We start from the raw sequence: 13,845 nt of genomic DNA on the forward strand, positions 1-13,845 counted from the left end.
AACCCTGTGTCCTAAACGATTACTCGCAAGTCTGTTTCCAGCAGGCGCTCACTTTGGCGCCTGCTTGCTCTAGCAGTTGCACCACACTTTTATCGCCCACCACATGACCCGCACCAACCACCACAAATAATGGTGCAGTTATTTCAGTCGAGCCCATTAATTTTATAATGCCGTCAGCCATCACATGGTTTCGCCGCCAGAGAATTTTCTCTAGCATCTCAGTGTCGTCCTCGCCGCCCATTTGCTCCTGCATTATGCTATCAAGCTCAGCTTCATTACCTGAGCGCCAAGCCGCAATTAACGACAAAAGGTCTGCATCCGACGTACTAATTGCCTCACGCACCATAGACCACTGCGCTTGGCTATCAAACGACGCTAATAACTGAAATTGCGACTCGGCGGTTTCTAACTGATACACTGGTAAAGCCGCATGACGGGCCATCAACTGCATATCAACGCCATAATCCGTGCTGTAACCTAAGTTGTTATAACGTATTAAGTTAACTTGCGTGGCTTGCAGCCAAGGCGCGAAGGATTGAATCGACTGACAAACATTGGCCGTGGCAGCGCAATAGGGCGTCATGCTCTCCACCGTTTGTTTATCTCGGCTCTGCCAATCTAAACCTTTGGTTTTATCGGCGCGGCCGTATTGGCGCAGCAAGGCATTGCTATCGGCTTTATTCATATCGACTTCCACGACTAAGCCCTTCGCTTTGCCCAGCGCGGTTTCAATTTGGGTGGGTAAAGGATAAAAATCGGCACGTCCAATATGAATCGAACCCAGTAGATACGCGCTCTTTCCTTGCCATTGCACTTGATAAAATGGCGGCTTATCGGTTTCGGCACTCACCGCTTTGGTGCTCCAACCCGTCAACGCCAGAAAACAGATTGATGCAATTAATCGCCATTGGCTTGTTGCCATATCCTTTGCCCCTTATAATTCCTGCAAATTTTGCAATGAGACGCTGTTATGCCACATACCAAGGTTATAGAGCAACTGAAAGAAAATCTTCAAATCGCCTATCGCCAAGCCATAGACGCCGACGCTAAGTTAGATGAGCTAAAGAAAGCTGGCCATGGAAACTTCACCAGCATATTCACGGCAGAACAAGGTTTTATCGCTTCGAGTAATCGTTTTTTGCCCTATGTACAAGAGTTGGTCGATGACTTAACTCGTATGGAAGAATATGAAGCGCTCGATCCTAAAGAACTCGAAACCTATGTGCGCCAGCTCGGCGCTTTACTGCAAACACTGCAGGCCTTTAAGACACAAAGCTAACCAAGATGAAGAGCTGAAACTCGCCTGTAGCCTTCAGCTCTTTTTATCAGCTATCCACTCAAAACCCCCGCATAGCTGGCGCTAAGCTCCCTCAAAATTGTCATCATTTTGTCATTTCTAAGTCATAGACTCCGCTCACATAGACGAAAGGGCTGACGTAATGACAAGTTTAGATCTGGCTAAAGAGCTCGATAAAATAATTTCTAAATCGGCAATTAATCCCTTATTTCAGCCAATTTTCAATATATTAGAACATAAAATCCACGGTTTTGAAGCCTTGAGCCGCGGCCCTGAACACAGCCCGTTATACTCCCCAGTGCCGCTATTTCAGACAGCAGAGCATGAAGGCAAGTTAAGCGAGTTAGAAACCCTTTGTCGGCGCATTTCACTCGAGCAATTTAAGCTGCGTCAGTTCCAAGGCAAGCTGTTTATCAATATCTCACCCAAGGCATTATTAGATCCCGCGCACCCCAAGGGCATGACCTTACAGCTGTTGCAACAACTCGGCATAGCGCCATCGCAGGTGGTGATTGAACTGTCAGAGCAATATCCCGCCGATGATATCGACTTACTCAAATCTTGCTTGAATCATTATCGCAGCCAAGGTTTTTTAACGGCCATCGATGACTTAGGTGCGGGTTATTCAGGCCTAAGACTTTGGTCAGAATTGTCGCCCGACTATGTCAAAATCGACCGCCACTTTATCCATGAAATTGATTCGACCCCCGTCAAACAAGAGTTTGTCCGCTCAATTGTGGAGTTATGCCAAAGCTTAACCTGCAAAGTGATAGCAGAAGGGATTGAAACGCAAGAGGAATTAGCCGTACTCAAACAACTGGGTATCGTCTATTGCCAAGGCTATTTGTTAGGTCGTCCAGAAGTGCTCCCCTGCCGCGCGATGAAAGCGACCTTAGTGCCAAACAATACTCAGATTCAACCTAGATACAGCGAATCCGCCGAAAGCCTGTGCACGAACGCCATTACAGTGGCGCCCACACTCAAACTCAAATTTTTAAGTGACACCTTTAGCTCGCAACCCGCACTGCAGGCAGTGGTTGTGGTCGATAATCAGTTACCGCTAGGGATTATCAGCCGCGCGACCTTACTCGAACTTTTCAGTACGCCCTATGGCCGAGCCTTGCATGAGAATCATGCCGTAAGTGAAGTGATGGACCCGCAGGTCATCCAAATTGAAGCCAACGAACCCTTATCTACTGTGAGCCAATTGCTGACCTCAGAGACGGCCAATACAGTCGCTCAGCAGTTCATCATACTTCGCCGTGGCAAACTGCTCGGCATAGGCCACACTAAGGATTTGCTGCAAAGGATCACAGAGCACAGAATTAAGATGGCCCGCCATGCAAATCCTCTGACAGACTTGCCAGGCAATGTGCCCATTCAGGAGGAATTAAAACGCCTTAAAATCCAAAAGAAACACTTTTATCTAGCCTATTTTGATTTATGTAACTTTAAGCCCTATAACGATATTTATGGCTTTTGTCGCGGTGATGAAGTGATTTGTGAAGTGACGAATCTGTTACTGAAATATAAAAGTGACAATTGCTTTGTCGGCCATGTCGGCGGCGATGACTTTGTGATTATCAGCACCTGTGAACATATGATCAGCCGTTGTCAGCGAATTCTAGCGGACTTTGAAACCCATAAGCATTTGTTTTACAGCGCCGAGCATTGGCAAGCGCAAGAGATGCTCGCCGACGATAGACAAGGCGAAGCCTGCTACCATCAATTGATCAGCCTGTGCGTGGGTATCTTGCCACCAGCACTGACCTTTAACGCCAATGAACATAGCCTGTCGACCTTAAGTGCCCGGGCAAAAAAACAGGCAAAATCCGCGAATAACGGATTTTACCTGTTAGAAAATCACCTTACTATCGAGACTCAAGCGCTCAGTGCTTGAGTCTTAAGTCTTAAGTGACCGATTTAACAATTGAAGGATTGACGATTAAAGTTGTGGGGCAATCGTCTTCTTTAACCAATCAGTCAACATTTTGGTTTCGTACATAAAAGGTTTGTCACTTAGAGACTGTATCCCCCCCATGAAACCCATATCCGTCAGTTTTTCATCACCCGCAATAATCACTTTATCGTTTTCTAAAACTTGATAGGAAAAAGTTATACGCGGTGGATAAATGTCTTTAATAATGCGTAAATCATTGGCGGTCGCACCAAAGGTTGGGCGCATATCCCCCGCCAGATCAACATCGGTGATCGTCATTTCAAGCTTTTGATTCGGCTTTAAAATCTTCGCTGCTTCTTTATTGATGTTTTCTGTTAAGGTCTCAAATAAGCGCTTCTCATAGCGGGATTGGATTTCCCCCGATGATTTGATATCGCGAAAATCCTTAGGACTTTGCCAAACAATTTTAACCACCCCATCTTCGGTGACGGGATTCACTGGCGCTTCATCGGCCGCCCAAGCCGCACTGCAACTTAATACACCTGCGAGTAAAAGGGACTGAATTTTCATGTTTGCCTCCAAGGCCTAGATAACTTTCTGAGAACCACAGTACAAAATCTAACCTGAACTAGAGCTTAACGCAAAACTGATATAAGTACAGCTAATGCTGTGTAAGCTTTTGTATAAATACGTAAATTTTATCTGATAACCACAATTGACACGTATCTTTTTGTATCGAGACTGTACTAAGTAAGTGCATAGTTATCAATTTGTGAACATTTTACGCGCATAACCACAAAAAAAACGTTATCCTTCCGCTATTGTTTACATGGCTCACTTAATAAAAATGAAATTCCCCGTTGTACCTGTGTTCATTCTTATCCTGTTTACCTGCGTGGTTAGTGCGATTTGGTTTATCTCCCCGAGTGATAAAAATACCGGCCCTAAAACTTGGTCTGCCTTTATCTATAACCATGGCTATGACTCTGGAAAGTATAAAAAAACCGATAACTTTGACAGCTATGAGACCTGCCGCGATTTTGCTCGCGAACAATCGGCCTTTTACGACGATGTACCTTGGGAATGTGGTTCTATGTGCCAGTTCGATACACGCAAGCAAGGCTTTCAATGCAAAGAAATGAAAAATGAGCGCTAACTAACCGTTCAGCATAGGTTCAATATTTATACAATAAGCTAAGCCCCTCACAGCACAACTCGTTTTCTTTACCGTCTAAGGATGCACGATTTAGAACTGACGTGTTAAACGTAATTTTTAATTTGGAGCTTACCTATGAACCTAAAAACAGCAAACTTATCAAATTTTTACTCTCATAAATTCGCTTTACTGGCTCTGCTAACGATCGGAACTTGCATAAGTCTTTCAAGCCATGCGGCGCCATTGACCATCAGCCAACAACAGGCGGTTAACGCTCATTTTAGCAAATTGGCTCAGGCGCAACATGCGGCTGAAACCCAAATGACTGAGCAGCTTAAGCAAGATTTTACTCAGCAATTAACCCTGCAAGAACATGAGTTTATGAATGACATCTGCCCTAAATACGGCATGACCTTCGATGTCACAACCAATGCCTGCTTACGCTCATAAGCGATTGCCAAGATTAAAATGGAAAACGAGCGCTGAGCTCAGGGTATTGTTGCTTTAAATCCTTGGGCTTAGTGCTAAATTTTTTCCCCACGGGCGTCGCCTTGCCCGATGGCATAAAGGGCAGCTCATCACCGGTTCTATCTTCGTATAATTGCCCAGCAATAAGATCGTATTCATCCACAAAGGGATAAGCATAGGCATCTCGCTCAGGCCAAGCGGCTAAACGCGCTAAAGTGTCAGGCTGATTGACTACACCATCGTAGATTTCTTTGCCGAGTGAAATCAAAAAACACCTAAATTCGGCAAAAGCATATTCAGAATCACAGCCAGTAATAATGTAAGCCGCACCCCACACCGACCACAAATAGCTCCGGCGCATCTGCTGACCAAAGATTTTATCGAAGGCTTTTAACTCTTCATTACTCAGTTCGGCGAGTTTCTGCTTCAGTGCTTGAGTCAAAGACTCCTGTGATTGCGCCGCTTCCGTTCGCGTGACTAAACCCCAAAACTCAACTTCTGTCATAAACTTCACCTATTAGAGCCTTTCACAAAAAGGCATATTCTACACGATATTAAGGTTATGCTGGACTCGGATTAGGGCATTTCCTACACTTGCTCATCTTCTTCGCTACCTGTCTACACATACATCTATGCCTAAACGTCTTATGCTACTGATCTCTTTATATTGCCTCTTCAGCATTGCCGCACTTTTACGGGCTGTGACAACGCAATCCTTTGATGTATTTACCCTGGGCGTACTCCCCGTGCTCGTTGGCATAATGATGCGCACGCCGTGGTCGAGCTTAGTATTGAAGATTTATATCGGCATGCAAACCTTAGGATTTTCCGCCCTAGGCATTACAGCGATTATTGCCTATCGTATAACCCCTGAAGATGTAAAAGTGATTGTTTCTGGCCACAATATTCCTATGTTGCCGCTGACGATAAGCATTATTATCATTTTACTCCTGCAATATTGGATCGCATTTTCTAAGGTCACGAGTCATTATTTGACCCGTCAAACGCAGTAATGGACATTTGTTGCTAAGCTGTTACTAATAGCGTAGTTTAGCGACCCAATAAAATACTTGCGAATCTTAACTTGAAGTAGACTATGAGCCATTTATCGCCCAGTGAACTATCCATTCTTTTGGTAGAACCTTCAGATATCCAGCGTCGAATAATTATTCAGCGCTTGCAACAAGAAGGTATTCTCAGCATTCAAACCGCAGAAAATATCGAAGCGGCTAAAGATATTATTGCTCGCCACAAACCCGATCTTATCGCCAGCGCCATGCATTTTGATGATGGCACCGCCATTGATCTTTTGGGTTACCTAAGGGCTAACGCGGACTGCAAAGATATTCAATTTATGCTGGTCTCGAGTGAGTGTCGCCGTGAGCAACTTGAGATATTCCGCCAATCGGGTGTGGTCGCTATCCTGCCTAAGCCCTTCAGTGCCGACCATTTAGCCACAGCCTTAAATGCCACTATCGATCTGCTCAGCCACGATGAACTCGACCTCAGTAACTTCGATGTGCAAGATGTGCGCGTATTAGTGGTCGATGATAGCCGTATGGCAAGAAATGTCATTAAACGCACTATCGGTAACTTAGGGATGAAACTGATTACCGAGGCCGAAGATGGTGCACAGGCCATAGCGTTGATGAAAAACAATATGTTCGACTTAGTCATCACTGACTACAATATGCCCAGCGTAGATGGTCTTGCGCTGACTCAATATATTCGCAGCGAAAGCCAGCAATCGCACATTCCCATCTTAATGGTATCTTCCGAAGCCAACGATACCCACCTCAGCAATGTGTCCCAAGCGGGGGTGAATGCCTTATGCGACAAGCCCTTTGAACCCAAATTGGTTAAAAAATTACTCTATCAACTGTTAGAAGAATAAAATCAGAATAAAACTTAAGTCACGAACTGAGCAAATATTCTGCGCTTTACCGAACATCCTTCGGCACCTTAGACGCAAAAGGCTTTCCAAGCGCTAAACCTTATGGCATGTTAGGCACGCTTATTTCAAATAAATCTACGGAAAGAAGAGACAATAAAAATGAACAAAACTGAACTTATCGCCAAAATTGCAGAAAATGCCGATCTAACGAAAGTAGAAGCCGCACGCGCATTGAAGTCTTTTGAAGCAGCCATTACCGAATCAATGAAAAATGGTGACAAAATCTCCATCGTAGGCTTCGGTTCGTTTGAAACTGCAACTCGTGCAGCTCGCACCGGCCGTAACCCACAAACGGGTAAAGAAATTCAAATCGCTGAAGCGACTGTGCCTAAGTTTAAAGCGGGTAAAACCCTACGCGACAGCGTAAACTAAGCTAGAAAATTCAAAACAACGCCTCCATTGTGAGGCGTTTTTTTTGCCCTATCCCAGTGAAACGCTGAATGTTTTTTGCACAACAAGAGTGCGCCTCTGCCCCATAAACTGGCAAATAAAAACATTTTATTAACACTTGATATTCTAATATCTTGTTTTACATAGAATTGTAATAGTGGCATGTGATTAGCAAATCCCTTCTTAGAAAAAAACCAAGATGCACTAATGACCACTGCTTACTTAAGTGTGCCACTGGTGAATCGATAAATAAGTCAATCGAGGGGATGAGCATGAAGAAATCACTGTACAGCGTTTTGGCCTTATCGACGGGAATGTTACTGGCTGGCAATGCCTTTGCAGCCGTATCAGGCAACATTGGTGGTACCTCTAATTACCTATGGCGCGGCGCGACCCAAACTAACGATGCAGTCGCAATCCAAGGTGGAATTGACTACAGCCATGATTCTGGCTTCTATGCTGGCACTTGGGCATCGAATGTAGATTTTGGTGACGATACGAGCTACGAGCTGGATCTCTACGCGGGTTATGGCGGCAGTATTACCGAAGACATCAGCTACGACTTTGGCTACCTCTACTACGCCTATCCAGACGCTCCTGGCAGCATTGATTTTGGTGAACTCCATGCTGCAGTGACTTGGAAGTGGCTTGAACTGGGTTACTCCCATGTCATCAATGCCGGTGACGATGTCGCCGCCGATCCGTTAGATAATAAAGATCTTAGCTATCTTGCCGCGACTGTCTCTGTGCCTCTCACTGAAAAACTCAGCTTATCAGTACACTATGGCTACTCAAGCGGTGATGTTGTGCAATCTTGGTTTGGCGAAGATAACTACGCCGACTATAACGTCACACTCAGCGCAGATACCAGCATGGGCACAGTGTCATTTATGGTTTCTGATACCGACCTCACCGATGATGATGCCAAACTGGTACTCGGCTATTCCTACAGCTTTGATCTCTAAGGTCTAACATTTAGGGCCTAACATCTAAGCCCTAAGCATAAAAAACGCCACCTTAAACGGTGGCGTTGTTTTAGCACAATCAACCATTAGGCAATGATGGGTCTGTTGGTTTTACGGGCAGCGACCATTTTCTCGATATATTCAACAATGGGCTCAGTCACCGAAATCCCAGTGGTTTGTTCAATCCCTTCAATGCCTGGCGCCGAATTAACCTCAAGGATCAAAGGGCCACGGTTAGAGCGTAAAATATCCACCCCAGCGACCACCAATCCCATCGCTTTCACCGCCGCAATCGCCATTTTACGTTCCACTGCAGTGATTTTAACCACCTCACCACAGCCACCCAAATGCAGATTGGAGCGAAAATCACCCTCAGGTCCTTGGCGCTTCATAGAGGCGATGACCTTGTCACCGACAACAAAACAACGAATATCACTGCCATTGGATTCTTTAATGTATTCCTGCACTAAGATATTCGCTTTCAGCCCCAAGAATGCTTCTATCACGCTCTCAGCAGCCGTTTTCGTCTCGGCTAATACCACGCCAATCCCTTGAGTACCTTCGAGTAACTTAATGACTAACGGAGCGCCACCCACCATATTGATGAGATCGGGGATATCATTCGGCTTATTGGCAAAGCCTGTCACTGGCATGCCAATCCCTTTACGGGAGAGCAATTGCAGCGCCCGCAATTTGTCCCGAGAACGCGCAATAGAGATTGAATCATTCGCCGCATACACGCCCATCATTTCGAACTGACGTACAACGGCACAACCATAGAAAGTCACGCTGGCATGAATACGCGGAATGATGGCATCAAAGCCAACTAATTCAGTGCCTTCGTAATGAATGCTAGGCTTAATGGAATTAATATTCATGTAGCAGTTCAGTGTATTGATCACAACCGCTTCATGTCCGCGGCTTTGACAAGCCTCCACTAAACGTTGTGTCGAATACAACTGGGGGAATTGGGATAAAATACCTATTTTCATTGCTGAGTGACCAACTTAAGCATGAGTGAATAAACCGTTCTGCGGCAATAAAAGCACAGCGACAGAAAAAGGGGCTGATATTTGTCTATTGCTCAGTGTAAAGCAAGAAAATATTCCTCACCAGACGAAATCACTATGCTATTGAAATAGTTCGAGACCTCTCACACTGGGAGCTGAGTTTGGGTTAGTAGTGGCAGAATATACTTGGCCTCAAACGCCGCGGCATCTAAGGGGCGCGAGAATAAATACCCTTGTAAAACAGTGCAATGGCGAGCAGTACAAAACTCTGCTTGCTCAAACGTTTCAACACCCTCCGCCACAGAAATAACATTAAACCCATAGGCAAAGTTGAGTAAAGCGGCGAGCAATCGGGTGTCTTTTTCATCCTTATCGTAGGAAGCGACAAAGCTTTTATCGATTTTTAGCACGCTGATCGGAAACAGTTTGATGTGTTCTAATGACGAAAAACCCGTCCCGAAGTCATCGAGGGCAAAACGCACCCCTAATCCGGCGATTCTATCGAGCACTTTGGCATGTTCATGGGGATCTTCAATAAGGCAATTTTCTGTAATTTCAAGCTCTAATGCTCCAGCTGGCAGGCCTGTCTTCGTCAGTGTATGCACGATTTTATCAAACAGGTTCTCATTTCCGATTTGAGATGCAGAGAGGTTAACCGCGATAGTGAATTCTTGGCCTAGGGGCTGTAATTGGGTTAACCAAACCTGTGCCTGGGTGCAGGCTTGTTCAAGCACCCAATCATCAATGTCATCCATTAATCCAATTTCTTCGGCTATGGGCAAAAATTGATCTGGAGCGATAATACCATCCACTGGGTGCTGCCATCGGATAAGGGCTTCCATCCCCACCAGCTGATGGGTTTTCGCATTAACCTGTGCTTGATAGTGAACCTTAAACTCATTTCTTTTTAAGGCCATACGTAAACTTGACTCGATATGATTACGGTAGCGCACCTCTTTATCTAAGGCTTCGGAATAAAACTGGATCTGGTTTCGGCCCATCTTTTTAGCACGATACATGGCGATATCGGCACATTTCATCAGCTCAGAACTGTTCGAAGCCGCTTCATTATAAAAAGCCACACCGATACTGGCACCGATAAGCACATCGTTATCACCGAGACAAAATTCATCCTCAAAGACTTTGAGCAGTCGATTGGCCACTATCATGGGGAAATATTTATAATCGTTATCTGTCACCAGTACGACAAATTCGTCACCGCCTAAACGGGCAATAATGTCACCATCTCGCAGCACTTCACTTAATCGAGCCGCCACTTTGATTAACAGCATATCACCCGTTTGGTGGCCTAAGGTGTCGTTAATCGCTTTGAAATCATCGAGATCCAGTAAGATGACCGCCAAATAATCGTGACAGCGTTTCGCCCTTGCGATCGCTCGATTAAGACACAGTTCAAAACCATAGCGATTAACCAACTTAGTGAGCGAGTCGTGTTCGGCCAGCTCTTTTAATTTTTGATGGCTATTACGTAACGCCAATGCCATTGAAGATCTTTGTTTCGCGTAGCGAATCGCGCGGGTTAAGATCCGCGAGTTAACCTCATCCTTAAGCAGAAAATCCTGCGCACCTAATTCAATGCAGCGCTGGGCCAGTTTTTCATCTTCATAGCGACTCAGCATCACGACCACTGTCTGATCTTGCGTCATGGCATTGAGCTTAATCAACACTTCTAACCCATTGGCATCGGGCAATAAATAATCCAATAGAATGCCGTCGAAATGACGTTCTAAGGCAAGATTCAAACCATCAAATGCACAATTGGCTTCGATCACATTAAACGTCAACTTCGACTGCCTAAGTGCTCGGATAATTGCCGTTCTATCGACTTCATCATCATCGATCAGTAGTAAATCCATATACTCACCTTATGCGGATGGGAGCTCGACTATTCGCCAGTAACCTTCAAGCATGTTAAAAATATTGTTAAAACCGTCTTTTATGTCAGTTTTAACCATGTAACCAGCCACATGATGGCTATAGGCTTTCATTCTATCTTCATCGGTACTCGACGTCGTGAGCATAAAAACGACAGATGATGAAAGTGAAGGATCTGAACGTATCCGCTCAAGAAACTCAAAGCCATTCATTCTTGGCATATTAAGGTCGAGCAAAATAAGATACGGGCCTTTAATCGTGTCTAAGCTGGTGAGAATTGCTAGTGCCTCAATGCCATCCCGCGCTCGCACTAAGGGATTGAGTAACCTAAGTTGTCTCATCGCCCGCTGCACGGCCATGTAATCCACATCATCGTCATCAACTAATAAAATAGTGACCTGTTGATATTGATCTGCTGCTCTCATAGAAGCTCCTTTTTCACTATTTGCTTAGGCCAAGTAAAGTAAAAACAACAGCCTCTGCCCTGCGATTTGAGTTGAATATTCCCACCTAAACTTTCAACTGTTTTCTTCACAAGTGATAACCCTAAACCACTGCCCTCTACTTCATCCCTAGGTTTAAGTGTTTGAAACATTTCGAAGACTTTATTCTGATAGGCACTTGAGATACCAGGGCCATCGTCTATCACACTGAATAGATAATGTTTATCCGCGGCCTCACATAAGACAGTGATCACACCTGTGCCTAAGTCATGGTGTTTAATGGCATTGCTGATTAAATTTCGTATCACCAATTCCAACAGTGCGCGTACAGTATGGAAATTTGGAAACTCCCCTTTTAGAACTAATTCAAACCCCTGTGGCGGCGCGACGAGCGCAAACATGTCTTCAGCCAGTTGCCGACTGTTGACCTCGGTGGTTTCAGTATCGACACGGCCAATGCGGGAAAACATCAATAGCCCATCGAGCAATAACACCATGCGATGAATACGACTTTGGATCAGCCCGAGATATTTCTGCACGTTTTCATTGGTGTTATCGGATAAATCCTCTGCTAACCAAGAAGTTAACTGCTCGATACCCCGTAGTGGGGATTTCAAATCATGGGAGGCGATATAGGCAAAGCGGTCGAGTTCTTGATTAATCCGCTCAAGCTCTTGCATGTGTTCTGCACGCTGGACTTCAATGCGCTTACGTTCAGACACATTGTTAATCGTCGCGAGAATGAAAATTCCATTACTGAAATGAATAGGCGTCAGCCCCACCTCTATCGCGAGTCGACTGCCATCTTTACAACAGCCAAATAAGTCATCCCGCATCGACATATTTTTCGCAATCGGCTGCACTAAGTAATTATTCATGTGCTGCTGATGCGCATCCCTCAGCGCGTCTGGTAATAACATATTGATAGAGCGGCCGAGTAACTCGTCTCTGGCATAACCAAATAAGCGTTCGGCATGGGTGTTCACTAACGTAATAACCCCAGCCTTATCGACCATAAATAGTGCGCTTGGGGAGGCTTCAATGACGAGTCTAAAGCGTTTTTCATTCGCGATTAGCTCAGAGGTAAGTAATGACTCTTTATATCGATTACGCGCCATGATTAGCACAGAATAAAACAGCGCCAAAATGAATGCACAACCGATAAATTGCAGCCAGATACCTTGGGTCTCTTCCGATCTTGAGATAAAACGCGATTGTGATGAAATGTCTAAGCGCCACTGCTTACCGCCAATCAGGTCGGTCTGTGACTGATAAAACACATCTTTTTGATTTGGAAGTACTTTACTGCTAGTGAACATTAAACTGTCGGCACTTGCCTGTGGGTTTTCATAAATGGCGAGCTTCAAACCTGAGAATCGATCTCCCATAATTCCTTGCATGAGGTCGTCCATTCTAAACGCCGCATACACGAGTCCAATCGCCTGCTGTTTCCGTTCAGCCTCAGTTGCCACAATCCCTTGATAAATTGGCAAATACATCAAAAAACCCGCTTTAGCATCTTCGGGTGTATCTTGCACTAAGGCGACCTTGCCAGAAACAGTCGGCTGACCAGTGGTAATGGCGTGTTCTATGGCTTTGCGACGATTAGACTCGGAGCACATGTCATAGCCAAAGGCTCTTTGATTACGCCAATCAAAAGGCTCTAAATACAAGATCACGCAATACTGATCACGTACTCCTTCTGGGTACACTTTATAGTCTTTAAAGCCTTCGGCCTGAACTTGTTGGACGTGGGTATCTAATGTGTCAGGTTTAAGTAACTGAGCATAGCCAAAGCCTTGAAACCCTGGGTAATACTCGGATAAATGCGCATTGACAACATAGGTTTGCCATTCCTTGCGGGTCACACTATTGGAGGACAATAACAAGCCGACACCACCGCGTAAGACTTGCTCGTAGGCAAGCATTCTGCGATTCACCGCTTCGGTTAACTCTTGAACACTGTTCTCGAAACGCTCTTCACCCCTATCTCTAAGATATTGCTCCAGCACATACCAAGAAATGCCCATAAAAAGTAAAGCAGCGACAATCATCAGCCAGCTAGAACTCAGCACGCTAAAGTAGATATTATTTGATGGGCTATGCGATTTAGAAAACTCATCCTTGTCCATATGAGCCAATTCCCTAGCAAACGAACAGCAATAAACAATGTTACAAGTGTTGTTGTAATTACGCCTAAATTCAAGTTTATCCTACTATTTAACTAGGAATTAACCCGAATATATCGATGACGATGTTGTGCTCTCAATCACAAAATAAGCAAGAACTAAATTAATCAAATAGGCAATCCCAGTCTTGGCTTGACGCTAAACCGCAGCGGGCACAATTATCCAGCTCACGGGAAG

At 44.9% G+C, this 13,845-nt stretch carries 15 protein-coding genes; 8 read left to right on the top strand and 7 right to left on the bottom strand.

All coding sequences use genetic code 11. From position 1 onward, the window contains the following. Positions 1–19 precede the first annotated feature (19 nt). The gene (locus OX890_RS20260) at positions 20–922 is read right to left on the bottom strand and encodes a TraB/GumN family protein (RefSeq protein WP_126492808.1); all 903 of its coding nucleotides are present in this window, start codon (positions 920–922) and stop codon (positions 20–22) included. A 48-nt stretch (positions 923–970) separates the two neighbouring features. Here OX890_RS20260 and OX890_RS20265 point away from each other — a divergent pair, with 48 nt between their 5' ends. Together OX890_RS20265 and OX890_RS20270 are read left to right on the top strand one after the other, a co-directional pair. Further along, the gene (locus tag OX890_RS20265; RefSeq protein WP_006079998.1) at positions 971–1,279 is read left to right on the top strand and encodes a hypothetical protein; all 309 of its coding nucleotides are present in this window, start codon (positions 971–973) and stop codon (positions 1,277–1,279) included. Between the two features lie 160 nt (positions 1,280–1,439). Next, the gene (locus tag OX890_RS20270; protein ID WP_107403547.1) at positions 1,440–3,197 is read left to right on the top strand and encodes a GGDEF domain-containing protein; all 1,758 of its coding nucleotides are present in this window, start codon (positions 1,440–1,442) and stop codon (positions 3,195–3,197) included. 45 nt (positions 3,198–3,242) lie between these two features. Here the strand turns inward: OX890_RS20270 and OX890_RS20275 are convergent, their stop codons facing one another. Continuing rightward, positions 3,243–3,767, bottom strand: coding sequence for a DUF3016 domain-containing protein (locus OX890_RS20275; RefSeq protein WP_012090284.1), 525 nt, complete (start codon positions 3,765–3,767; stop codon positions 3,243–3,245). A gap of 277 nt (positions 3,768–4,044) precedes the next feature. On the opposite strand from OX890_RS20275, the gene OX890_RS20280 reads away from it, so the two are divergent. After that, positions 4,045–4,353 (top strand): hypothetical protein, encoded by a 309-nt coding sequence (locus OX890_RS20280; RefSeq protein WP_012090285.1) that lies wholly within the window; start codon positions 4,045–4,047, stop codon positions 4,351–4,353. Positions 4,354–4,488: 135 nt separating this feature from the next. Then, complete coding sequence (locus tag OX890_RS20285; RefSeq protein WP_126492809.1) at positions 4,489–4,803, top strand: hypothetical protein; 315 nt, start codon at positions 4,489–4,491, stop codon at positions 4,801–4,803. A 13-nt stretch (positions 4,804–4,816) separates the two neighbouring features. Here the strand turns inward: OX890_RS20285 and OX890_RS20290 are convergent, their stop codons facing one another. Next, positions 4,817–5,326, bottom strand: a complete 510-nt coding sequence (locus OX890_RS20290; RefSeq protein WP_006079993.1) for a DUF4240 domain-containing protein — start codon at positions 5,324–5,326, stop codon at positions 4,817–4,819. 127 nt (positions 5,327–5,453) lie between these two features. Here OX890_RS20290 and OX890_RS20295 point away from each other — a divergent pair, with 127 nt between their 5' ends. The 4 genes from OX890_RS20295 to OX890_RS20310 all read left to right on the top strand — a co-directional run bounded on the left by OX890_RS20295 (position 5,454) and on the right by OX890_RS20310 (position 8,130). Next, complete coding sequence (locus tag OX890_RS20295) at positions 5,454–5,834, top strand: hypothetical protein (protein WP_126492810.1); 381 nt, start codon at positions 5,454–5,456, stop codon at positions 5,832–5,834. Positions 5,835–5,917: 83 nt separating this feature from the next. Next, positions 5,918–6,715, top strand: coding sequence for a response regulator (locus tag OX890_RS20300; protein ID WP_126492811.1), 798 nt, complete (start codon positions 5,918–5,920; stop codon positions 6,713–6,715). A 159-nt stretch (positions 6,716–6,874) separates the two neighbouring features. Beyond that, on the top strand, positions 6,875–7,147 hold the full coding sequence (locus OX890_RS20305; RefSeq protein WP_006079990.1) for an HU family DNA-binding protein: 273 nt from the start codon (positions 6,875–6,877) through the stop codon (positions 7,145–7,147). Positions 7,148–7,437: 290 nt separating this feature from the next. Next, positions 7,438–8,130: a TorF family putative porin gene (locus OX890_RS20310; RefSeq protein WP_006079989.1), complete on the top strand. Its 693-nt coding sequence runs from the start codon at positions 7,438–7,440 to the stop codon at positions 8,128–8,130. 86 nt (positions 8,131–8,216) lie between these two features. On the opposite strand, the gene rimK is transcribed toward OX890_RS20310, so the two are convergent. From rimK to OX890_RS20330, 4 genes are all read right to left on the bottom strand, one after another. Continuing rightward, positions 8,217–9,122: a 30S ribosomal protein S6--L-glutamate ligase gene (gene rimK / locus OX890_RS20315; protein ID WP_006079988.1), complete on the bottom strand. Its 906-nt coding sequence runs from the start codon at positions 9,120–9,122 to the stop codon at positions 8,217–8,219. Positions 9,123–9,283: 161 nt separating this feature from the next. Beyond that, the gene (locus OX890_RS20320; RefSeq protein ID WP_268649820.1) at positions 9,284–11,017 is read right to left on the bottom strand and encodes a putative bifunctional diguanylate cyclase/phosphodiesterase; all 1,734 of its coding nucleotides are present in this window, start codon (positions 11,015–11,017) and stop codon (positions 9,284–9,286) included. A 9-nt stretch (positions 11,018–11,026) separates the two neighbouring features. Then, entirely contained in the window at positions 11,027–11,461 is a 435-nt protein-coding gene (locus OX890_RS20325; RefSeq protein ID WP_006079986.1) for a response regulator, read from the bottom strand. Beyond that, positions 11,458–13,611 carry a CHASE domain-containing sensor histidine kinase gene (locus OX890_RS20330; protein ID WP_126492814.1) on the bottom strand — a complete coding sequence of 718 codons (2,154 nt, stop codon included), beginning with the start codon at positions 13,609–13,611 and terminating at the stop codon, positions 11,458–11,460. The genes OX890_RS20325 and OX890_RS20330 overlap by 4 nt, the downstream gene beginning before the upstream one ends. Positions 13,612–13,845 lie beyond the last annotated feature (234 nt).

The sequence above is a fragment of the Shewanella sp. DAU305 genome, from assembly GCF_026802235.1.
Taxonomy (GTDB): domain Bacteria; phylum Pseudomonadota; class Gammaproteobacteria; order Enterobacterales; family Shewanellaceae; genus Shewanella; species Shewanella baltica.